Source organism: Gilliamella sp. Gris3-2, from assembly GCF_001690345.1.
In the GTDB taxonomy this organism is placed as follows: Bacteria; Pseudomonadota; Gammaproteobacteria; order Enterobacterales; family Orbaceae; genus Gilliamella; species Gilliamella bombi.
The window spans coordinates 98,885-120,908 of record NZ_LZHB01000008.1 but is presented as its reverse complement, the minus strand read 5'-3'; the positions used below and the strand labels follow the sequence as shown (position 1 = coordinate 120,908).

The 22,024-nt window shown below is 32.9% G+C and carries 20 protein-coding genes and 1 pseudogene; 11 read left to right on the top strand and 10 right to left on the bottom strand.

Going from position 1 to position 22,024, the window contains the following annotated elements:
- Positions 1–151: 151 nt before the first annotated feature.
- On the bottom strand, positions 152–1,117 hold the full coding sequence (locus A9G32_RS02010) for a sugar kinase (protein WP_065590360.1): 966 nt from the start codon (positions 1,115–1,117) through the stop codon (positions 152–154).
- Between the two features lies 1 nt (position 1,118).
- Positions 1,119–1,940 (bottom strand): DeoR/GlpR family DNA-binding transcription regulator, encoded by an 822-nt coding sequence (locus A9G32_RS02005; RefSeq protein ID WP_065590359.1) that lies wholly within the window; start codon positions 1,938–1,940, stop codon positions 1,119–1,121.
- Positions 1,941–2,285: 345 nt separating this feature from the next.
- Between A9G32_RS02005 and A9G32_RS02000 the strand changes: the two genes are divergently transcribed.
- From A9G32_RS02000 to A9G32_RS01955, 10 genes and pseudogenes are all read left to right on the top strand, one after another.
- Entirely contained in the window at positions 2,286–3,140 is an 855-nt protein-coding gene (locus tag A9G32_RS02000; RefSeq protein WP_065590358.1) for a tagatose bisphosphate family class II aldolase, read from the top strand.
- A gap of 11 nt (positions 3,141–3,151) precedes the next feature.
- Complete coding sequence (gene pfkB, locus A9G32_RS01995; RefSeq protein ID WP_065590357.1) at positions 3,152–4,072, top strand: 1-phosphofructokinase; 921 nt, start codon at positions 3,152–3,154, stop codon at positions 4,070–4,072.
- A gap of 11 nt (positions 4,073–4,083) precedes the next feature.
- Entirely contained in the window at positions 4,084–5,499 is a 1,416-nt protein-coding gene (locus A9G32_RS01990; RefSeq protein WP_065590356.1) for a PTS fructose transporter subunit IIC, read from the top strand.
- A gap of 56 nt (positions 5,500–5,555) precedes the next feature.
- On the top strand, positions 5,556–5,993 hold the full coding sequence (locus A9G32_RS01985; protein WP_065590355.1) for a PTS sugar transporter subunit IIA: 438 nt from the start codon (positions 5,556–5,558) through the stop codon (positions 5,991–5,993).
- 226 nt (positions 5,994–6,219) lie between these two features.
- Positions 6,220–6,405 (top strand): hypothetical protein, encoded by a 186-nt coding sequence (locus A9G32_RS01980; RefSeq protein WP_218055807.1) that lies wholly within the window; start codon positions 6,220–6,222, stop codon positions 6,403–6,405.
- A 426-nt stretch (positions 6,406–6,831) separates the two neighbouring features.
- Positions 6,832–8,802, top strand: a complete 1,971-nt coding sequence (locus A9G32_RS01975; protein ID WP_081296708.1) for an extracellular solute-binding protein — start codon at positions 6,832–6,834, stop codon at positions 8,800–8,802.
- 1 nt (position 8,803) lies between these two features.
- Positions 8,804–9,892 carry a microcin C ABC transporter permease YejB gene (locus A9G32_RS01970; RefSeq protein WP_065590353.1) on the top strand — a complete coding sequence of 363 codons (1,089 nt, stop codon included), beginning with the start codon at positions 8,804–8,806 and terminating at the stop codon, positions 9,890–9,892.
- On the top strand, positions 9,892–10,920 hold the full coding sequence (locus tag A9G32_RS01965; RefSeq protein WP_065574164.1) for an ABC transporter permease: 1,029 nt from the start codon (positions 9,892–9,894) through the stop codon (positions 10,918–10,920). The genes A9G32_RS01970 and A9G32_RS01965 overlap by 1 nt, the downstream gene beginning before the upstream one ends.
- Positions 10,920–12,503: pseudogene (gene yejF, locus A9G32_RS01960) on the top strand (microcin C ABC transporter ATP-binding protein YejF); the annotation flags it as partial. The gene A9G32_RS01965 and the pseudogene yejF, both read left to right, overlap by 1 nt.
- A gap of 246 nt (positions 12,504–12,749) precedes the next feature.
- Positions 12,750–13,613, top strand: a complete 864-nt coding sequence (locus A9G32_RS01955) for a hypothetical protein (RefSeq protein ID WP_065590351.1) — start codon at positions 12,750–12,752, stop codon at positions 13,611–13,613.
- Between the two features lie 82 nt (positions 13,614–13,695).
- Here A9G32_RS01955 and frdD read toward each other — a convergent pair whose 3' ends face one another.
- The 8 genes from frdD to moaC form a co-directional block, all read right to left on the bottom strand.
- Positions 13,696–14,052 carry a fumarate reductase subunit FrdD gene (gene frdD / locus A9G32_RS01950; RefSeq protein WP_065560802.1) on the bottom strand — a complete coding sequence of 119 codons (357 nt, stop codon included), beginning with the start codon at positions 14,050–14,052 and terminating at the stop codon, positions 13,696–13,698.
- A gap of 14 nt (positions 14,053–14,066) precedes the next feature.
- Positions 14,067–14,462, bottom strand: coding sequence for a hypothetical protein (locus A9G32_RS01945; RefSeq protein WP_051634141.1), 396 nt, complete (start codon positions 14,460–14,462; stop codon positions 14,067–14,069).
- 272 nt (positions 14,463–14,734) lie between these two features.
- The gene (locus A9G32_RS01940; protein WP_065590373.1) at positions 14,735–15,085 is read right to left on the bottom strand and encodes a hypothetical protein; all 351 of its coding nucleotides are present in this window, start codon (positions 15,083–15,085) and stop codon (positions 14,735–14,737) included.
- 572 nt (positions 15,086–15,657) lie between these two features.
- On the bottom strand, positions 15,658–17,502 hold the full coding sequence (locus A9G32_RS01935; RefSeq protein WP_065590350.1) for a sulfatase-like hydrolase/transferase: 1,845 nt from the start codon (positions 17,500–17,502) through the stop codon (positions 15,658–15,660).
- A 170-nt stretch (positions 17,503–17,672) separates the two neighbouring features.
- On the bottom strand, positions 17,673–18,371 hold the full coding sequence (locus A9G32_RS01930; protein ID WP_065590349.1) for a Bax inhibitor-1/YccA family protein: 699 nt from the start codon (positions 18,369–18,371) through the stop codon (positions 17,673–17,675).
- A gap of 60 nt (positions 18,372–18,431) precedes the next feature.
- A complete protein-coding gene (moaE, locus tag A9G32_RS01925; protein WP_065590348.1) occupies positions 18,432–18,875 on the bottom strand; it encodes a molybdopterin synthase catalytic subunit MoaE in 444 nt (147 codons plus the stop codon).
- A gap of 4 nt (positions 18,876–18,879) precedes the next feature.
- On the bottom strand, positions 18,880–19,125 hold the full coding sequence (gene moaD, locus A9G32_RS01920; RefSeq protein ID WP_065590347.1) for a molybdopterin synthase sulfur carrier subunit: 246 nt from the start codon (positions 19,123–19,125) through the stop codon (positions 18,880–18,882).
- Between the two features lie 10 nt (positions 19,126–19,135).
- On the bottom strand, positions 19,136–19,621 hold the full coding sequence (gene moaC / locus A9G32_RS01915; RefSeq protein ID WP_065590346.1) for a cyclic pyranopterin monophosphate synthase MoaC: 486 nt from the start codon (positions 19,619–19,621) through the stop codon (positions 19,136–19,138).
- Positions 19,622–19,823: 202 nt separating this feature from the next.
- On the opposite strand from moaC, the gene priA reads away from it, so the two are divergent.
- Positions 19,824–21,992: a primosomal protein N' gene (priA, locus tag A9G32_RS01910; RefSeq protein ID WP_065590345.1), complete on the top strand. Its 2,169-nt coding sequence runs from the start codon at positions 19,824–19,826 to the stop codon at positions 21,990–21,992.
- The last annotated feature ends 32 nt before the right edge of the window (positions 21,993–22,024 follow it).

The window sequence follows — 22,024 nt, the reverse complement described above, 5'->3', positions numbered from 1 at the left end:
ATATCTTTACAGACTTTCTTCAAAAAAAAGTACATACTATGTCTCGACAATGCATTATTTCATTGTTTTCCTATTCCTTATGTTTTCCCAATAACTTTTGTTATTGGGTTTTTTTTGCCTATAATTCCGATAATCACATTAATTTTAATAACTATTCAATTGAAGTATGAAAAAGGAAATATTTTAGTTCAGCTAATGTAGAAGTTCCTTCCATCGGACCCTTTTTAGATACGGCTAAAGCACCACTAGCATTCGCATATTGCAAAGCTTGTTCAACAGAGTAACCTGCTAACATTAAACTGACAAATGTTGCTCCGAAACAATCTCCCGCACCAGTTGGATCTATCGAGTTGACCTTGTATCCATCAACATGAAGTTTTTGTAAATGACCTTGTTCATCAAGTCCATAATATTTAGCTCCTTTAGCCCCCCCTTTTACCACAATATGTTTAATACCTTTTTTAAGCAACTTAAACATGGTTTGTTGTTCATTTTCATTATTGTTAATAAAATAGCTAACTTCGCTTTCACTAGGTAAAAATATATCGGTATACTCCATAATATAATCGAAAGATTGTTCCATTTCTGGTATATCAAACATTTCTTTGCGTAGATTAGGATCAAATGAAATTGTACCACCTTTACTTTTGATGATATCCAATGCTTTTCTCATAGCATCAATCACACGAAATGAATAAAGCGATGACCCCATTACATGCAAATGAGTACAATCTCTTAATAAGTTTTCATTAATATGGTTAAACGAAAGTAAACCACATGCACTATTTGGAATGTTAAAAATAAAATCTCTTTCATTAGAACCTTTATAAGTAACAAACGCACTACCTGTATTGGCCTTATTATGTGGAGTAATAGCATCAATAATGACACCATCACTTTTAAGGCGATGGATGCACATTTTTCCAAAAATATCTTTTCCTACACAACTAAAAAAAACAACAGGAAAACCTAATTTTGCAACTTGATCTGCAAATATTGCAGGGGCGCCACTAACAAAAGGGCCGATAAACTCCCCAGCTTGATCGAAACGCTGATTTTGTTCTTTTGCTAAAAACTCAACTAGCAGTTCGCCTATCGTGCAGATTTTAAAACGCATATTATGTCTCCAATTTGTTTTGATAAGTTACACAATATTTATTTGAAATAAGCTGCTCAAAATTAGCATCTAATAATTGTTGATGATACTCGGTTACAGCAGATCTTGATAACATCACCATATCAATATCAACTAAAGTTCCAATACTATTATCATTATTATGAATAATACGTTGCGGTAATATGCCAATTGTATGTGCTGCTTTTTTCATTATTTGTTGATAAATTCTAACCTGTTCTAAACTTTCAATAATCAATTGATTATCAGTATTGATTGAACTTAATTCGATAACAAAATGCGATATAGAAAATTGGTTCAAAATAAAATTGATCATTTTGTTATCTAACAAAAGATTCCCTTCCAGTACGGCTCCACCAACAAGCACTACTTCAGCATCGGTAAACTCTTTCGCTAATTGTGCATTGCTAATGTCATTCATAATAAGTATTAATGATTTTTTGCAATGTAAAAACGGAATCAACTTTCTTATCAAATTTCCATGGCTTAAAAACAATATATCGCCATCACTAATATAACTTAAACAGGTTTTAACTAATTCAATATCACAACTATTACTTTGTATATAACTTGGTGTATTAACACTTAGCTGATTAAACACACCTTCAGGGGTAACATAAATTGCACCACCAAAAGAACGCTTTAAATATCCTTGCTGCTCTAAATAAGTTAAATCTTGACGAATAGTCACATTTGAGACCTGAAGCAATTCAGATAATTCATCAACTTTAACTTCACCTTGCTTACGAACAATTTCTGCAATTTGTAATCGTCGTTTTAATAAACCTGAAGATGCTCTAGCCAATTTTATTTCCTACGCCATAGATAAAAATTAAGGATAGTGATAATAGAATTAATCATATATTAGGTCAACATCAAACTATGATTAGAATTTTATCTTATAAATCATACCATTAATAATTAGAATTTTTTATCCCACAGCGTTTTACATATACATGTTAACTATCAAAACGAAAATTTATCAATCTTTTTTATTTCGTTTTAAAAGTAATGTTAATTTTTGTGATCTAACTCACGCGATTATTACTAGCGTAACTTTCGTTTTGAAATCATAATTAATGGAAATAATTTTCAAAACAAAAGTTACTAACATAATACAAAGTGAATTAGATTATTAAGGAGAAGTTATATGACTATTATTTCAAGTAATAACATGCTAAAAAAGGCTCAAACAGAACATTATGCTGTGCCTGCCTTTAATATCCATAACTTAGAAACTATGCAGGTCGTTGTTGAAACAGCAACAGAATTACAATCGCCCGTTATTTTGGCTGGTACACCTGGTACATACAGTTATGCAGAAACAGAAAATATACTTGCTATAGCAAATGCTTTATCAAAAAAGCATAACATTCCATTAGCTGTCCATTTAGATCATCACGAAGAATATAACGATATCACCAGTAAAATTAATGTAGGAGTAAGATCGGTCATGATTGATGGATCCCATTTTCCATATGAAGAAAATATCGCCATTGTCAAACAAGTAGTTGAATATGCTCACCGTTACGATGTTAGTGTTGAAGCTGAATTAGGTCGCCTTGGTGGCGTTGAAGATGATTTAATCGTTAATGATAAAGATGCTTTATATACTAATCCAAAACAAGCTTTAGATTTTATTGAAAAAACAGGAATTGACTCCCTCGCTATCGCCATTGGTACAGCACATGGTCTTTATAAATCAGAGCCAAAACTGGATTTTGATCGTTTATCAGAAATTCGCTCAATGGTTGATATTCCTCTCGTATTACATGGCGCTTCGGGTGTTCCAGAGAAAGACGTGCGTGAGTGTATTAAGCGTGGAATTTGTAAAGTAAATGTTGCGACAGAATTAAAAATTGCATTTTCAGATGCATTAAAACAATACTTTATTGAACATCCCGATGCCAATGATCCCCGCCATTATATGAAACCTGCAAAAGCAGCAATGAAAGACATTGTCAAAAAAATTATTACAACATGTGGATGTGCAGGCAAATTATAGAGGCCAAGATAATGATCTATACATTAACACTTAACACTGCAATCGATATGAATATTCATTGTCAAGGGCTTAATCCTAATGCAGTTAATCGAACCTCTCATACTGAATATAGCCCGAATGGCAAAGGAGTCAATGTTTCAATCGTATTGCATAAATTTGATAGCCCCACTTGTGCATTAGGATTCTTTGGCGGATTTTCTGGTAAATATATTATTGATGAACTAACGAAAATACAGGTCAAGACAAAACCCTGTTTTATTGATGATATCACGCGTATTAATGTTTTTATCAATGATAATGAAAACGAATATAAATTAGTCAGTAAAGGTCCGTTTATACCTAATGATAAAAAAACAGAAATGCTAACTATTATTGAATCACTGGTTAACAATAGTTATTTAGTCATCAGTGGTAGCTTGCCAAATAATATTGAATCTGAATATTACGAGGCTATTTTAAATTTATGCAACAAAAAAAATATTCAAGTTATCCTTGATATTAGTCACCCAAAATTAAGTGATTTACTCTCCTATAAACCACTATTAATTAAACCTAATGATGATGAAGTAAAAGAGATTTTTGGCTTTGAAACGAAAACAAAACCACAAGTCATTGCTGCATTAGAAAATATTCATGCGCAAGGAGCGAGAAATATTTTATTAACCATGGGCGCTAAAGGGCTTTACTTTTCTAATGGGACAAATATTTGGTTTTGCAATGCTGTAAAAATCAAATTAATTAGCTCGGCTTGTGCCGGTGATGCGTCACTAGCAGCTTTTCTTAGTGAATGGCTACCTGAACAACAACATATTGAAAAAGCCATAAAAAAGGCATCAGCAACAGGCGCTAACGTTGCAGAATCAGACGGATTAGGTTTACTAAATAAAATCAATATTTATATGGATCAACTTGAAGTTACCCTAATCAAGTAAAGGAGATTGTTATGAAAAAAATATTAGCCGTTACAGGCTGCCCAACCGGTATCGCACATACTTATATGGCTGAAGAGGCCTTAAAATCAGCAGCCCAAAAGGCTGGAGCCGAAATAAAAGTGGAAACCAATGGTGCTGGTGGTATTGATAACGCCATTACTGATGCTGATATTGTCAATGCAATTGGCGTTATTATTGCAGCAGATAAAGATGTCAATCCAGATCGCTTTAATGGTTTACCCGTGCTTGAAGTACCGGTTAAAGACGGTATCCATAAGGCTGCAGCACTAATCGAAAAAATTATGTCAGGTACAGTTCCTGTTCGTAAAGGCGCCCAAAATAGCACTAATAACACAGTTTCATCAAACCAAGTAGAAGTAAAAGAATCGATTGGACGCCAAATCTATAAACACTTAATGAGTGGTGTGTCAAACATGCTACCATTTGTTGTCGCTGGTGGAGTCCTAATTGCTTTATCATTTTTATGGGGAATCTATTCAGCCGACCCTAATAATGACCAATATAATGAATTTGCTGCATTGTTAATGAAAATAGGTGGGCAAGCATTTGGCATAATGGTACCAATCTTTACTGGATTTATTGCCTATTCAATAGGTGGAAAACCTGGTATGGTGGCTGGTTTTGTTGGTGGCTTAATTGCCAACATTACTGGTGCAGGATTCTTAGGCGGAATTATAGCTGGCTTTGCAGCAGGCTATTTAATGCTTTATGTCAAAAAAATGTTAGATGGATTACCTCGTTCATTTGAAGGACTTAAATCGATTTTTATTATGCCATTAATTGGTGTATTTGTTATCGGTGCAGGTATGTTTTTACTTGGTGGTCCAATTGCAAGTATTAATAATGGAATGAAATCTTTCCTTGAATCATTACAATCTGCAAATCCTGTTTTACTCGGTATTGTTATTGGAGCAATGTGTTCGTTTGACTTTGGTGGTCCTGTTAATAAAGCAGCGTATGTTACTGGCACTATGTTGTTAGGTGAAGGAAATTTCTATTTCATGGCAGGTGTGTCTGCTGCTTGTATAGTACCACCCTTTGTTATTGCATTCTCTACCACTATTTTCCGCAGCAAAGCTTTCACAGAAGAAGAACGTGCTGCTGGACTTGTTAACTATGTTTTAGGTTCGACACACATTACAGAAGGTGCAATCCCATTTGCGGCTAAGGATCCTTTGCGAGTAATTCCAATTATGATGTTATCTTCTGCAATTGCATCAGTATTGACATTCATATGTCAAATTCAAGTTCCAGCGCCACATGGAGGATTTTTAGTTCTACCATTGGTTAATAAACCATTTTTATGGGTAGGCTGTATCTTCGTAGGAGCACTAGTTGGCGCTATTTTATTAGGTTTAGTACGTATTCATCAAAATCGACAATTAGTTGCCAAAAAATCAGTTTAATCAATCAAGAAATATACCGATTTATTTCGGTATATTCATTTTAGTAAGGAATAGAAATGAGCACATTAAATTTGACAGTACATGATATTTCAATCGTAACTGGATCCTATTCTAAAAAAGAAGCAATTAAAGATGTATCAGAAAAGATGATCCAAGCTAAGTTAGTCAAAGATGACTATACCCAAGCAATGTTTGATCGTGATAAACAAATTTCGACTTTTTTAGGTAACGGAATCGCCATTCCACACGGCACAACGGAAAAACGTGATAGCGTTATCCAAACTGGAATCAAAATCATATATTATCCTGAAGGAATTAATTGGGACGAAGATAATAATATAGCTTATGTTGTCATTGGTATTGCTGCAAAAGCCAATGAACATTTAGATATTTTACGTCAACTAACCCGAGCTGTGATTGCTGAAGATACGCTAACACGAATTCACGCAGTTAAAGCTTCGGAGGATTTATTAGCAATTCTTCAAGGTAATTAAAAGATCTTGAGTTTGTAATAAAAAGAAAAGGCATAAAAATGTTGTTATAATATAATCTCAATAAAATCTATTAATAACAAAGCATTATGCCTATAAAATATTAATAGGCGCCTACTTAAAAAAGCTACAAACATACATTATTTTAAAAGCATATTTAATATAACGTAATGGGAATAATATTGCCTTTTCAGAAACAGAACGACAGCGGTTGATGGAGCTTAAATTCGTGGATGCCAAAATTATTGAAAGACTTGAAGATATGCACTTCGATTCTTTCGATAAATTGCGTAATGCTAGTTTAGATGAAATTCTTAACAAAAGTACGTTATTATCAGGTTCAACTTGTTGGAAAAACAGTCATCAAGCAAAAACGGTAATAATTCATATTTTGAGTTTAGCCAACAATACGTAATATTTCTTTTATGAGTGGTAAGTACATCCAACTTTTAATTGAACAATGATAATCGTTTTTTTGATTTCTTATCTATTTTCAAGATATTTATACTGAAACGTATAGTTACCTGAAACTTTTTCACAAAAAGATAGCTGTCAATATATCCCAATTTATGTAAGGCATAGTTAATCATATTGAAAAATATAAAATGTATAATTGATTCAATATAGCTTGTTTAATCTAAAAATAACGGTATGCTTTTCGCTAACATTATCATTTTATATAAACTTTATTAATTAGTTTTTGCTCATTTAGTTGAAGTTTGGCAAAATAGACACCCTAGCTAGGCGATGATGATTGTCTTAAATGATTTGAATTTGTTAATAATAAATAAAAAGTAATATAAACATGTTATTGTTAAATAAAAGCAGGAACGGAATTAGGATGATTAGTCGAATTAAACAACCTACAAAAATATTATTCATCTTGAGTTGCCTAAGCGGTATAGCCATTTGTTCTGCACCTGCTTTTGCCGATGAAGAACAACAAATTTTACCGCAAACAATTTCACCTCAAACTGAGGAAGAAATCGATGTTAATATTCCTGTTCAATCATCTCAGGATAAACAAATTGATATCGTTATTCCTACTGAAAAACGTGAGGTAATTTACCACAAAACCATCTTTTCACTTTCAGGTCAACCAAAGTATCATGTTGACTTTCAACATGTTGATTATGTAAATCCTAATGCACCTAAAGGTGGAGTAATTAAACTGGCTGAAGTTGGCTCTTTTGATAATTTGAATCGCTATGCTAGCCGTGGAGCACCTGAGCGAAATTCGGGAGCGTTATATGACACGCTTTTTACCAATACGGCTGATGATATTACTAGTTTTTATCCACTTATTGCGACATCAATAACTTATTCTGATAGTTATCGTTGGGCTGAGGTTACTATTAATTCCAACGCTCGTTTTCAAGATGAGAAACCAATAACTGCCCATGATGTTGAGTTTACCTTTCACAAATTTATGACCGAAGGCGTGCCTCCGTATCGTGTTTATAATAAAGGCATTACAGTTAAGGCAATAGATGATCACCATGTGCGTGTTGATATTCCCGATTCCGATCGGGAAAAACTCTTTTCATTCGTTGGTAGTATGCGAGTTATGCCGAAACATTTTTGGAAAGATCATGATCTTTCTGAACCACTAACTACACCACCAGTTGGTAGTGGTCCATACTACATTAGCGAATATAAATTAGGGCAATATGTTGTTTATCGACGTAATCCGAATTATTGGGCACGTAATTTACCTATTAATAAAGGCTTAGATAATTTTGACGAAAAACGTATTGATTATTATATGGATGATAACGTTTCGCTAGAAGCCTTTAAAGCTGGCGAATATGATTTGCGTGCTGAAGATCAACCTAAAAACTGGTTTACTCAATATCAAGGTCGATATTTTGATTCTAACCATATTATTAAACAAGAAAAACCAGTTCAAACAGCTACCGACACTAGATGGCTTGCGTTTAATTTACAAAAAGATCTATTTAAAGATATTAAAGTTCGTGAAGCCATTACCTTGGCATTTGATTTTGAATGGCTAAATCATGCCTTTTATTATGACAGTTACAAAAGACCTTATAGTTTTTTTGAAAATACCATTTATGCCGCAATCGGCACACCTAGTGAGCAAGAATTAAAATGGCTTAATGCTTATAAAGATATTATTCCAAAGCGTGCTTTCGGCAATGCCTATTATGTGCCAAAAAGTGATGGTCAGGGCTTTAATCGTGATAATTTATTAAAGGCAGCAGAATTATTAAAACAAGCGGGCTGGGAAGTTAAAGACGGTAAGCTGATTAACACTAAAACACAGCAACCATTTGAATTTGAACTGATCAGTTACCTCGGTAGTGATATTAAATATGCCATTCCCTTTCAACAAAATTTAGCACGTTTGGGGATCACCATGAATATTACCTTGCTAGATTCAGCACAACAATTACGACGTGTTCGTGAACGTGATTATGATATGGTTGCACGTGATTATTATGCCGTAAATTACCCAAGCTCTAATTTGCTATTGCTTTGGGGAAGCGAGTATCTTAACTCATCATGGAATGCTTCGGGTTTGCATAATAAGGCTATTGATGCCATTATTGCTGAAATCACCAAACATGTGGATAATCAAGAAGAGTTAGTCCCGCTAGGACGAGCGCTTGATCGGATTTTAACGCAAGAATATCCAATGATTCCAATGTGGTATAACAGTAAAACGTATTATGCATACTGGAATAAATTTGGGCAACCAGCTATACAACCTACTTATGCAATCGGAGTTGATAGTTGGTGGTATGATGCAAACAAAGCAGCTAGCCTACCTAAAAATCGGGAACATTAATATGATCAATTACCTTATTCGTCGACTGTTGCTGATTATTCCAACATTGTTTGTGATTTTAACTATCAACTTTTTTATTGTACAAGTTGCGCCAGGTGGACCCGTTGATCAGGCGCTTGCTATGATTGAAAACGGACCGCAAGCAGGGCAAGGGCTATTGCCTGGGAGTGGTGGCTCATCTACGCCAGTGCAGCAATATAAAAATGAATCAAATTATCGCGGTTCACGCGGTCTTGATCCCCAAGTTGTCGCAATGATAGAAAAGCAGTACGGCTTTGATAAACCGATATTTGAACGTTATATCGAAACACTAAAGAAATATATATTATTTGATTTTGGTAATAGTTTTTTTAAAAGTGAATCGGTACTAGGTTTAATTACCAAAAGTTTACATGTTTCAATTTCATTAGGATTATGGAGTACTTTGATTGTTTATCTCATTTCAATCCCGTTAGGCATTCGCAAAGCAATGAAGGATGGTTCTGCATTTGATTTTTGGTCAAGTACATTAATTATTATTGGCTATGCGATACCTGCTTTTTTATTGGCAGTTTTATTTATTGTATTATTTGCTGGCGGTAGTTATTGGGATATTTTTCCTCTACGTGGGCTAATATCGAACCATTTTGATCAACTCGATTTTTGGGGCAAAATAAAAGACTACGCATGGCATATCTGTTTACCCACTATTGCAATGGTCATTGGCGGTTTTGCATCACTCACCATGCTAACTAAAAATTCATTTTTAGATGAAATCCGCAAACAATATGTAATAACCGCACGTGCTAAAGGATTAAGTGAAAGAAAAATTTTATATAAACATGTTTTTCGCAATGCAACATTACTGATTGTATCGGGCTTTCCTGCAGCTTTTGTTGGTATTTTATTTACTGGTTCATTATTGATTGAAATTATCTTTTCGCTTAATGGACTTGGGCTATTGGGATATGAGGCAATTATACAACGTGATTACCCAGTGATTTTTGGTTCATTGTATATTTTTACATTAATCAGCCTTATTACTAAATTATTATCTGATTTATCTTATATGATGATTGACCCACGTATTGACTTTGAGGCTCGCAACTAATGACCACCCATTACTCTATTAATCAACAGCGTTGGCAACGATTTAAACAGAATCGTCGTGGTTATTATTCACTTTGGTTATTTATGATCTGTTTTGTGATTAGCTTATTTGCTGATTTTATTGTTAACGATAGACCAATTTTTATTAAATATCAGGATAATTACTATTCGCCGATTTTTCATTTTTATCCAGAAACGGAATTTGGTGGACAATTAGCCACGCAAACCAACTTTCTTGATCCTGCTGTACAAAATAAAATAGAAGCTAATGGCTGGATTTTATGGGCGCCATTTCGTTATAGCTACAATACATTAATTTATGATACATCAAACACGTTTCCAACGCCGCCTTCGGCATCACATTGGTTAGGCACCACCGATGCAGGTTTCGATGTATTAGCCAATATTTTATACGGTTTTCGCATATCTATGTTTTTTGCGATTTTCTTGACGATTTTCACTTCAATTATTGGTGTCATTTTTGGGGCTATACAAGGCTATTATGGAGGTAAAATTGATCTAATCGGTCAACGTTTCATAGAAATATGGAGTGGGTTACCAGAGCTATTTGTTATTATTCTATTAGCTAGTATTTTACCGCTTAATTTTTGGTGGTTATTAGGTATTACCGTATTATTCGGTTGGATGGCTTTAGTAGGTGTAGTGCGTACTGAATTTTTGCGTACTCGCAATTTTGATTATATTCGTGCAGCTAAAGCAATGGGAGTTAGTGACACTAAAATTATGTTTCGTCATATCTTGCCTAATGCCATGGTGGCAACATTAACCTTTTTACCTTTTATACTTTGTGGCTCGATAACAACACTAACAGCGCTAGATTTTTTAGGTTTTGGTTTACCGATTGATTCGCCATCACTAGGACGATTATTACTACAAGGTAAAAACAATTTACAAGCTCCTTGGCTTGGCATCAGTTCATTTTTAGTTATTGCAACTTTACTGTCACTGCTTATTTTTATTGGTGAAGCAGTAAGAGATGCATTTGATCCAAACAAAGGAGTGTATTAATGAGTTCTCCTTTATTATCCGTTCAGGATTTAAGTGTTGCATTTAAACGTGGTACGCATTTACTATCGCAAGTAGTAAGTAATGTTAGTTTTGATATTAATGAGCAAGAAACACTTGCTTTAGTGGGAGAGTCAGGCTCAGGGAAAAGCATTACCGCATTATCAATTTTACGACTACTACGTAAAGAACAAGTGGTATACCCTACTGGTGATATTTTGTTTGAAGGAAAATCATTATTACATGCGCCAGATAAAGAACTTCGTAAAGTTCGTGGCAATGAAATTAGCATGATCTTCCAAGAACCGATGGTGTCATTAAATCCTCTACATACAGTTGAAAAGCAACTTTATGAAGTGCTGGCGTTACATCGAGGAATGAAGCGTAATCAAGCTCGTGGCGAAATTTTACAATACCTTGATCGTGTAGGCATTAAGGAACCAAAAAGTAAATTATCAGCTTATCCTCATCAACTATCTGGTGGCGAAAGGCAGCGAGTAATGATTGCTATGGCAATATTAACGCATCCAAAGTTACTTATTGCTGACGAACCGACAACAGCACTAGATGTATCTGTACAGGCACAAATTATTCAGTTACTAAAAGAGTTAAAGAAAGAACTCAATATGAGTATGCTTTTTATTTCGCATAACCTTGGTATTGTTAAAAAGCTTGCTGATAAAGTGGCTGTTATGCAACAGGGCCAAATTATTGAATACAATAATAAACAGCGTGTCTTTTTACGTCCACAGCATGAATATACTCAAACACTATTGAATTCAGAGCCAAAAGGTGAACCTGTACCATTGCCCGATTCACCTGGAATATTACTTAATGTTAATCACCTTAATGTTGAAGTCATTACCAAAAAACGTTTATTTAGCAGCCAAAAGAAGAAAATTATCAACAATATTGGGTTTGCTGTACACCAAGGTGAAACGGTTGGTATTGTAGGTGAGTCAGGATCGGGTAAAAGCACTACAGCACTAGCTATTCTACGATTGATTAAATCACAGGGCAAAATTGTATTTGACAGCCATCCGATACAAAATTTGACTGGTAAAAAATTATTACCATTTCGAAGCCGTATCCAAGTAGTATTTCAAGATCCGTTCTTTTCGCTTAATCCTCGCCTCAATGTTGAGCAAATTATTAGTGAAGGATTAATGACTCATAAAAAATTAAACAAAGTTCAGCGTGAACAAGCGGTAATCGATATTATGCAAGAAGTTGGCCTTGATCCAGATATGCGTTATCGCTATCCGACCGAGTTTTCTGGAGGGCAACGTCAACGAATAGCTATTGCTAGAGCTTTAATTTTACAGCCTGAATTATTGATTTTAGACGAACCTACTTCATCGTTGGATCATACTATTCAAAAACAAATTATTAATTTACTGAAATCATTGCAAGAAAAGCATCAGCTTAGTTATTTGTTTATTAGCCATGATTTAGCGTTGGTTTACACTATGTGTCACCAAGTGGTTGTTATGAAAGATGGTAGTATTATTGAGCAAGGCTCACGTGAGAAGATCTTCTATTCTCCTGAAGATGAATATACAAAAGCATTACTTTCATTTTTAGATAAGCCACCTCGAAAGAAAAGTAACACTATGATACATAAAGATAAAATTGACAAAACAGAGCAATTTACTCATAAGGATGAATCTCAACAAGATCTACAGCGAGATAAGAAAAAAGATAGAGAGGTCAGTTGGGAAGATGCCTTGTTAATGCGTAGAAAATAAATATGCAACGCAATAATTTAACAATGGTTTATAATAAAACCATTGTTAATAAGTCAATATACCAATCTATTTAGCAGGTTTATTATGCAAAAACGAATACTACCTTTTTTATTAACCCCTTGCTTATCAATAATTCCAATAAATGCCATGGCGATAACCTGTAGTGATAATCCTATTCAGAATATAGTTGAGGCAAATAACTATATCTTTCAAATCCTCGATTATATTGACTCACCAGTAAGAAATATTAAACAAGAGATTCGGACTTCAACTACCAAATTGGGAACGGATACTAACAGCTCTACAGCTAAGCACGAACTAGAATATGCTTCTAACGGACTTATCACACAAAGCCATTATGATCTTTATTCAGATAAAAATACCCGTATTTACTCGGAACACCTACAAAAAAATAAATCTGGTTGGGAAAATATCATTGAAGATGTAGAAGATAAAACTAACAGCATTATCCAATTTAATACCGATGAACAAGGCAAAATTGTCGTATCACAGCAAACTAAAAAAGCTACCGATTTTGTCTTTTTTGAAACAGATAATTATGTATACGACAGTAATAATTGTCTTATCAATAAAAATGTACAATGGCTACTTAAAGAAACTGATGAGAATGGTAACTATACAGGTAAAGAACAAAAAGGGGCTTCAATTTATACATTTGGATATCAAGAGCAACAGTTAACCAAAGTGTTGTATCAATTTAGTAATAATATGAAAAATGAGAGTGATTTTTCGTATCAATATGATAATGGTCATCATCGATTAACAACCATTGAAGCTACTTATATGTCATCAGGCAAAGAAGCGGCTCATTATGTAACTAATTTTTCAACCTTTAATGAAAAAAACGATTGGCTAACAGCAATTAAAATTAAAAATAATAACGGTGGTAAACAGACAACTATTACCCGCGAACTTACTTATTATTAGTCTTAAAAATACACAAAACGTGATTTGATTAATAACGTTTTGTGTATTTTTGCCGTTGTTCTTACAATTCAAAAAATATCTCTTACATTCGAATAAACAATATATAAATAGCATGTAATGTCCATGCTAATGCTAATCCAAACGTCAGTAATTTTTCACGTTTAGGATAGATTTTTCGCTCGTGTAAAATGGATAAAATTTGTTGTAATCCACACCAGATAGGTAATGAAATCATCAAAAATAAAAAAACTTTACCAATTTCTTTATTGGCTATTTTAAGAATATAAGAACGTGTTATTGCATCGCCAAAAGGAATAATAAATGCCAAAATGACAAGCACAACTGGTAAAAAAATTGCAGCCCATGTACCGCCTAAAGCAAATAATCCTTTTATGACTTTTCCATCAGTATTTTTAACTTGAATTTGTTGATTTTTCATTAATTCAATACCACTCACTTCAATACAAATAAAAATAAAAAAATCGAAACAGTTAGCATCACCATCCACAGTCCCGCAATCAGTAATAATGCGTTAGATTTTTTATTAAATATTGTGCAAGGTAAAGCTTTGGGTATTAAATTAAACCAAACTATTGAATGGTAAACACTAATAAATAATGCAATACAATTAAGCACCACAATAAAAGGGCTACGCAAAAAGAAGATAAAACGGTAAAACTCATCTTGTCCAACAGTGTTAGTGTACATACATATTACGCCATACATTAAAACTAAACTTACCCAAATCATCGAAAAAGGAACTAATTTATGCATAATTGAAATTATAAAAGAGCGTTTTACATCGGTTTGAGTCGTATCAAGGCAATTATTGGTATTTTGTTGATTCATAAATCTCTCTTGGTAGCATTGTGTTTTATGCTAGTAATAGTTTGGTAGTTTTTTACTTGGTTATTACAAGTGTTAATCTGCTTTATCTTGCTAACTTATAACAATTCATAATATAACCTTTTAATACAGCAATACTATAAAAAAGTACGTCTAATTTTAGTGAGTAGTCATGCTTGGATAAAAAAGAAAGCCCAATATAAAGTAAGTATCAGAATTATCATTGCTATATTACTTATATTTTTAATAATGCATAGCAAGGTAAATCCATCTAACTAAGGCGATCGAAAATATAAATATAATAAACCTAGTGGAGCAAGTAACCAAGCAAAACCAAAACACAGCGCCATTGTCCATATTTTTACTATTAAGAACAATTCTGTTCGTACAATAAATAAATTATCCCCAACTATGTAATTCACAACACCTTCATAAACAAATCTAGAATATGGATATAATCCCCATTGTATTAAAATACATACACCTAAATATATACTTTCAGGATTTTTAAACTTAAATATGATTAAACAAAAAAGCGGTACAACAAATATTAAACAAAATAGATATTGTCGTATCAAATAACCTAGAGTTAATGCCCCAAATGTTTTTTTTAGAAAATTAGCCATAAAACCCATTCTTAATATTTATCTTTTATTGTACTTTGATTTAAGAGATCATTTTTATAATTTTTAAATTCCAGAATCATACAAACCAGCCATATTTTTATAAATTAAAAATAATAATATTATATCGTTTTTGAATAATGCTTTAATTTGCTTCGGGTTTATTTTAACAAGGTATTTTTATAATGCAAATTAATGAAATTATAAAAGGGCCTTTACATCGGTTTTAGTGGTATCAAGGCAATTATTGTTACTTTATTGTCATAAGTGTTAATTTGCTCTATGTCGTTATTCTAAAAGCAAATCATAAAGAGTTTTAATATATCATATGCTAAACAAAAGTACGCCAAAAACAACATTAATGTGATCTCTGTTTTATTGATATATAGGATCTTTATTAACACAAATGAAAACAATAAAATCAATTATATATCCAAATTTTTATCAATTATTTGTAAAAAAGAATTGAGCTATTCACACTTCATGATTGAAATAATCCTCCAAAAACATCATAAGATGTTTCACCTGAAATCGCTTTATATAATTTAACCGTATTATCAACTTAATATTAATAATTAATTGTTTTTATTTATTAAGCTATTTTTTCCTGATTGAGAAAAATAACGCATATGATTCATTGCTTCTTGAATATATTGATAATTTGGCACTTCATCAACTTCACGATTATGTAAATCCATATAATGACTAATACCTAATCGATTAACAAGATAAATATTATCAGATGTTCTCACCGCATAAGAACTATAATTAGACATCAAAAGCCAGTTACGGTCAGTTATAGGATTAAATAAATCATAACCTGTCGAATAATCACTTATATCATTTTTCACATATAAATAATGTTTCATTAGGGTTGGAACGACATCTTCATGGCTTGTTATTTTTGTACTATTATTTTTAAGGCTCTCTAATTCTTTACCACCAATAATAATAAAAGGCACCTTTGTTTGTGCATCTGTGTAATTACCATTATGCCCCCAAAATCCTAATTTATTATCATTCATCTCTTGAGCATGATCACCTGTAATAATCAATATTGTATTATCTAACGAACCTGATTCTACAAGCTCATCATAAATATTTTGTAGTAAATAATCATCATAATAAACACTTTGTTTGTAACGATTAAAAATAGGCAAAGGGTCGGTGTCATTACTCAATGTCATATAATTAAGATCCCCAATAGGTTTGAACTTCACATAAAAATCATTAGGAAAATCATAAGCATGAGGAGAATCATAAAATAAAAAAGAAAATGTCGGTCTAGATGTATCTCGTAGTTTATACCATGCAAGCCAATCATCAGTGATTTGTTTATCTCGATTAGATGCCGAACCATCTTTACTACTAATTCTTAAATTTTTAATGGTAACAAAGGCTGTTCGATCAAATTCTGGAGCAGTTACTTTAGCTGATGTAAAAATCCCAATATTATAGTTTTCTTTCTGTAGTGTTGTGATAAAGAGTGAAGGAACACTATTTCGTAAAAATGAATCCCAATAAGTACCTGGAATACCATAAAACAAACCAAAAATACCTGTACGTGTTGCATTACCAGTTGAATAATGGTTATCAAAAATAACCCCATTATTCTGCTTAACAAAACGAAATGTATTAGGCGAAATTTCTTCACTAAACGTATCATATCGCCAAGAATCCAAAACAATAAACATAATATTTTTAGTTTTTTTATTTTCCGGATTAATCACTAAAGGATTTTTGGGGTAATCAACACTAGCATTACTATTATCTTTGTTATACACGACTTTTCGTTGCCCTTTTTCATCAAAAAAATTCATGATTCTTTTTGACGTAAATGGTCGATAAAGTGGAATATATTCTTTCACTACCATAATAGGCGAATAAGCATAATAAAATGCAATCATGTGCACAACATGACTAATTAAAAATGAACTAAAAAGAAATATTGTTGATAATAAAACAATTCTTGAATTTTTATGCAATGAAGTTAATTTGTTATTGAGCAAGTAAAGAATAAAATACTCGGTGCAAAATACAACAACAATAAGCGTAAACATTAAAAAATAGGTAATTATCGAAAAATCGACAACCTGTCCAGACAAAACCATGGATAAGACAGATTGATTTACGTGAAATCGATACTGTTGAAATACAATAGTATCGATATATAATCCAATTTGAATAAAGCTAAATATTGCAGCTAAAATAATATTGCGAATAGCTTGTTTAAACCATAAAAGAGGTATACAAATAACCAAAAGTAATAAATAAGCCGAGAAAAAATGCCCCAATACAGCAAATATTGAAAATGTCACACTCGGCCAATTAAATGATGCCTCAGGGACAAGAAAAAAACGAATTGATAGTATTGATGAAATAAATAGATTAATTAAGGCAAAATAGTATAATTTTTTCATAGTGTTAAGTAAGTTATTAATTCATTATAATAAGAATTTTACTGTATTTTATATTGAAACATAGTCTTTCCTGAAACTTTTTAACAAACTAGCACTAAAAAAATACGATTCTAATAAAATTTTAACAAAAAAGGCTCAATTTAGAGCCCTTTTAGTTGAATGAAATACAGTTATCGACGATCTGCAAAAATTCTTAACAACATAATGAATAAGTTAATAAAATCAAGATAAAGGGTTAGTGCACCTAAAATAACAAATCGCCTAAACATATTAGGATCATCCTGCGATAATTGATCGCCTAACTCTTTCAGTTTTTGTGTATCATAAGCTGTTAATCCAGCAAAAACAAATACACCAATATACGTAATAGCCCACATCAACGGCTGGCTTTGCATGAAGATATTAACGAGCGAAGCGATTATAATACCCACTAATCCCATAAATAAAAAGCGTCCAAAACCAGACAAATCACGTTTAGTGGTATAACCATAAAGAGCCAAAGCTGCAAACATTCCAGCAGTAATAAAAAATACACTTGCTATTGATGATGAAGTATAAACAATAAAATAAATCGAAAATGTGCAACCATTTAAAACCGAATAAAGCATGAATAATGTTGTCGCAACAGCTCCAGAGAGACGATTAATCAATCCAGAAATGGCAAAAACTAAAGCAAATTCAGCAATAAGCAATACCCACATACCTTGATATAAAACGTTCAAAAGCTCATAGTTATTGGATGCAAACCAAGCAACCAGAGCTGTTAATAGTAATCCGACGGTCATCCAACCATAAACATGACTCATGTATGTTTGCACGCGATTACTAGATTGTTCAATAATCGAACCATTAGGTGAATAATTTCTCATTAATTACCTCTCGTTAAAAAAGAATGACATAACTTAATATCATTATATACTAAATAAATACTAATACCATTTTCTCAAAGCTTCTTTATCTGTTTTTTTTGCTTCAACCCAAGTTTCGCCTTGGGGCGTTCGTTCTTTTTTCCAAAAAGGCGCTTCGTTCTTTAATACATCCATAATGAACTCTACTGCTGCAAACGCATCTGAACGATGTGCGCTACTTGCTCCCACAAAAACAATCTTTTCGTTTGCGCTAATTTCACCTACTCGATGAATTACCGCAACTCGACTTAATTGCCACCGCTCTCTAGCTTGGGCTATGATATTAGCCAAGACCTTCTCTGTCATTCCTGCATAATGTTCTAAAAATAAGCTTATCGTTTGTTTTTCATTACTACGAACTTTGCCCATAAAAGAGACAACAGCACCATCTTGTGGTAATTGTGAAAGCCAATCGTTTAACTTATTAATATCAATCGGCTGCTCACTAACCTTGATAAGATCCATAATATTATCCACCTGTTACAGGAGGAAAGAAAGCGATTTCATCGCCTTCTTTCACAATATAATCAAAATCAACCAACGTTTGATTTACAGCGCATAAAACAGAGTTTTCCTTAAATGCCAAAAACCATTGTTCACCACGTTCACTTAACTGATCGATAAGATAGGAAACTGGAAGTTGATTAGCATCTAACATAACACTCTCAGTCCCAACTAATTCTCTAATTTGAGCGAAAAAAATAACTTTATTCATTTTCTATCTATTAAACCTTTTGAGCAATAAACTCCCCTGACCTACCACCACTTTTCGTCAACAATCTTACTTGAGAAATCACCATATCTTTTTGAACCGCTTTGCACATGTCGTAAATGGTTAATGCTGCAATAGATGCGGCAACCATTGCTTCCATTTCAACACCTGTTTGCCCATTCAATCGACAAAGCGATTGAACTCGGACACAATTTTTTATTTGATCTACTTCTATGTTAATTTCAATTTTACTCAAAAAAAGTGGATGACAAAGCGGAATAAGCTCCCAAGTCTTTTTAGCAGCTTGAATCCCTGCAATTCTTGCTGTTGCAAAAACATCGCCTTTATGATGTTTACCCTCAATAATCATCTTCAATGTTTCAGCATTCATTAAGACTAATGACTCAGCTCTTGCTTCGCGTGTTGTTATTAGTTTTTCTGAGACATCAACCATACAGGCTTCACCTCGCTGATTAATGTGCGAAAATGATTCACTCATCCTTTAATCTCTACTATTTTATTAATTATCAATTTTTACCAAGATAGCAAATTTTATTAATAGTTACTACTAATCCTTTTAAGGCTATTAATGTAATAAATCTAGATGAATAAAAACTAGATTGTTTTTATAACTTTTGCGGGTTATGTAAAAACTGCGTACAATATAGCTTTATATAAATTATAATACCTGTGATTTTTTAATGCTTATCGCTCATATAGCCTTACCGGTACCACTTTACCAAATATTTGATTATCAATTAACCAAACCAGCTCAAGTTGGAATGCGGGTTAAAGTTCCTTTTGGTAAACGTGACGCAATAGGAATTATTGTTAGTATTGACGAAAAAACCGAATTTGATATTGAAAGCTTAAAAACGATTACAACTGTTATTGATACTGAACCTGTTTTTACACCTTCTATTTGGCGGTTGTTAAACTGGGCTGCTAGTTATTACCATTATCCTATTGGCGAAGTTCTTTTTCATTCTATACCTGTTTTATTACGACAAGGGCGAAAAGCAATCAAGGAAGACACCAAACGATGGCAATTAACTCAATTGGGTAAAAATATTGATTTAAAATCATTATCACGGACTCCGAAACAAAAATTATTATTATCATCATTCAGAAATAATACCCCTTCTGAAAATGAAGTAAGTAGTACTATCTATCAAAAATTACAGAAAAAAAATCTTATAGAACAAGTAAACTGTCAATCAGATAGTATTCAATGGCAAACCAATTTTTCAACAAATACTAGTTCAATTCAGTTAAATAAAGAGCAGACCTATGCTATAGAAACAATCAACAAAAAAAATCATCAATTTGAAGTATTTTTATTAGAAGGAGTGACTGGATCGGGTAAAACAGAAGTATATTTAAATATACTATCTAATATATTAGCTACAGGTAAGCAAGCATTAGTACTAGTTCCAGAAATTGGGTTAACACCACAAACAATTGGACGTTTCAAAAAACGCTTTAATGCGCCAATTGATATTTTGCACTCAGGATTAACGGATAAACAAAGACTCACTGTTTGGCTAAGAAGTAAACATGGTGAAAATGCTATTGTTGTTGGCACTCGCTCATCACTTTTTACTCCTTTTAAAGACTTAGGAATGATTATTATTGATGAAGAGCATGATAGTTCCTATAAACAACAAGAAGGTTGGCGTTATAATGCCCGAGATTTAGCAATTATTCGAGCAAAATTTAACAATGTTCCAATTGTTTTAGGCTCCGCAACACCGTCGCTTGAAACACTCAATAATGTACAAAATCACAAATATCATTTATTACAATTAACCGAAAGAGCCGGTAATGCAATGCTAGCCAAACAGTCAATTTTGGATCTTCGTGGGTTAGTACTTACTGCAGGTTTATCTCAACCATTAATTGAACAAATAAAAAAACATTTATCAAATAATAATCAGGTAATACTATTTTTAAATCGCCGAGGTTTTTCACCATTATTAATATGCCATGATTGCGGTTGGATTGCTGAATGTCCTCGCTGTGATAGACCTTATACACTACATCAAAAACAACACAAACTTATATGTCATTATTGTGATACACCAAGGATAATTCCTAAACAATGCCCAAAATGTGGATCAACACATTTAATGCCTATTGGGTTTGGGACAGAACAACTTGAACAACAACTTGAAATCCTTTTTCCTAATATCAAGATTAGTCGCATTGATCGAGACACAGTGAGTAAAAAAGGTGCATTAGATAACTATTTACAAAGTATCCAACAAGGAGGTGCACACATTCTAGTTGGTACACAAATTTTAGCTAAAGGACATCATTTTCCAGATGTAACCTTGGTTGGAATTGTTGATGTGGATGGTGCTTTATTTTCAAATGATTTTCGGGCAACTGAACGATTTGCCCAAATTTATACTCAAGTATCAGGAAGAGCGGGTCGAGAAACTAAAGCTGGGCAAGTTATTTTACAAACATATCATCCAGATCACCCTTTGCTCAATATTTTACTAACTCAAGGTTATGAAAAATTTGCCAAATTAACGTTACAAGAACGGCAACATACACAATTACCTCCGTTTAGTTACCAAACATTAATTCGTGCAGCTGATCGTAACAATCATTACGCTCCAGCATTCTTACAACATGTGCATGATTGGCTAAAAGAACATAGTAATAATACTTTATGGCAGTTGGGGCCAATGCCTGCAAGTCAACCGAAAAAGGCAGGATATCATCGTTGGCAATTACTACTTCAACATACAAGTAGACAACAATTACAGAAAATTTTGGATCAACTATTAATCGTAATAGGAAAATGGAGTGAAACATCAAAAGTAAGATGGAGTATTGATGTCGATCCCATTGATAATTAAAGTGATATTATCTCCACCAATACTAATTAGTG

Excerpts from the sequence above, each read along its gene's own strand:
- A9G32_RS02010 (WP_065590360.1), bottom strand. The coding sequence starts at position 1,117 with ATGCGTTTTAAAATCTGCACGATAGGCGAACTGCTAGTTGAGTTTTTA.
- A9G32_RS02000 (WP_065590358.1), top strand. The coding sequence starts at position 2,286 with ATGACTATTATTTCAAGTAATAACATGCTAAAAAAGGCTCAAACAGAA.
- pfkB (WP_065590357.1), top strand. The coding sequence starts at position 3,152 with ATGATCTATACATTAACACTTAACACTGCAATCGATATGAATATTCAT.
- A9G32_RS01990 (WP_065590356.1), top strand. The coding sequence starts at position 4,084 with ATGAAAAAAATATTAGCCGTTACAGGCTGCCCAACCGGTATCGCACAT.
- A9G32_RS01985 (WP_065590355.1), top strand. The coding sequence starts at position 5,556 with ATGAGCACATTAAATTTGACAGTACATGATATTTCAATCGTAACTGGA.
- A9G32_RS01975 (WP_081296708.1), top strand. The coding sequence starts at position 6,832 with ATGATTAGTCGAATTAAACAACCTACAAAAATATTATTCATCTTGAGT.
- A9G32_RS01970 (WP_065590353.1), top strand. The coding sequence starts at position 8,804 with ATGATCAATTACCTTATTCGTCGACTGTTGCTGATTATTCCAACATTG.
- A9G32_RS01965 (WP_065574164.1), top strand. The coding sequence starts at position 9,892 with ATGACCACCCATTACTCTATTAATCAACAGCGTTGGCAACGATTTAAA.
- A9G32_RS01955 (WP_065590351.1), top strand. The coding sequence starts at position 12,750 with ATGCAAAAACGAATACTACCTTTTTTATTAACCCCTTGCTTATCAATA.
- frdD (WP_065560802.1), bottom strand. The coding sequence starts at position 14,052 with ATGAAAAATCAACAAATTCAAGTTAAAAATACTGATGGAAAAGTCATA.
- A9G32_RS01945 (WP_051634141.1), bottom strand. The coding sequence starts at position 14,462 with ATGAATCAACAAAATACCAATAATTGCCTTGATACGACTCAAACCGAT.
- A9G32_RS01940 (WP_065590373.1), bottom strand. The coding sequence starts at position 15,085 with ATGGCTAATTTTCTAAAAAAAACATTTGGGGCATTAACTCTAGGTTAT.
- A9G32_RS01935 (WP_065590350.1), bottom strand. The coding sequence starts at position 17,502 with ATGAAAAAATTATACTATTTTGCCTTAATTAATCTATTTATTTCATCA.
- A9G32_RS01930 (WP_065590349.1), bottom strand. The coding sequence starts at position 18,371 with ATGAGAAATTATTCACCTAATGGTTCGATTATTGAACAATCTAGTAAT.
- moaE (WP_065590348.1), bottom strand. The coding sequence starts at position 18,875 with ATGGATCTTATCAAGGTTAGTGAGCAGCCGATTGATATTAATAAGTTA.
- moaD (WP_065590347.1), bottom strand. The coding sequence starts at position 19,125 with ATGAATAAAGTTATTTTTTTCGCTCAAATTAGAGAATTAGTTGGGACT.
- moaC (WP_065590346.1), bottom strand. The coding sequence starts at position 19,621 with ATGAGTGAATCATTTTCGCACATTAATCAGCGAGGTGAAGCCTGTATG.
- priA (WP_065590345.1), top strand. The coding sequence starts at position 19,824 with ATGCTTATCGCTCATATAGCCTTACCGGTACCACTTTACCAAATATTT.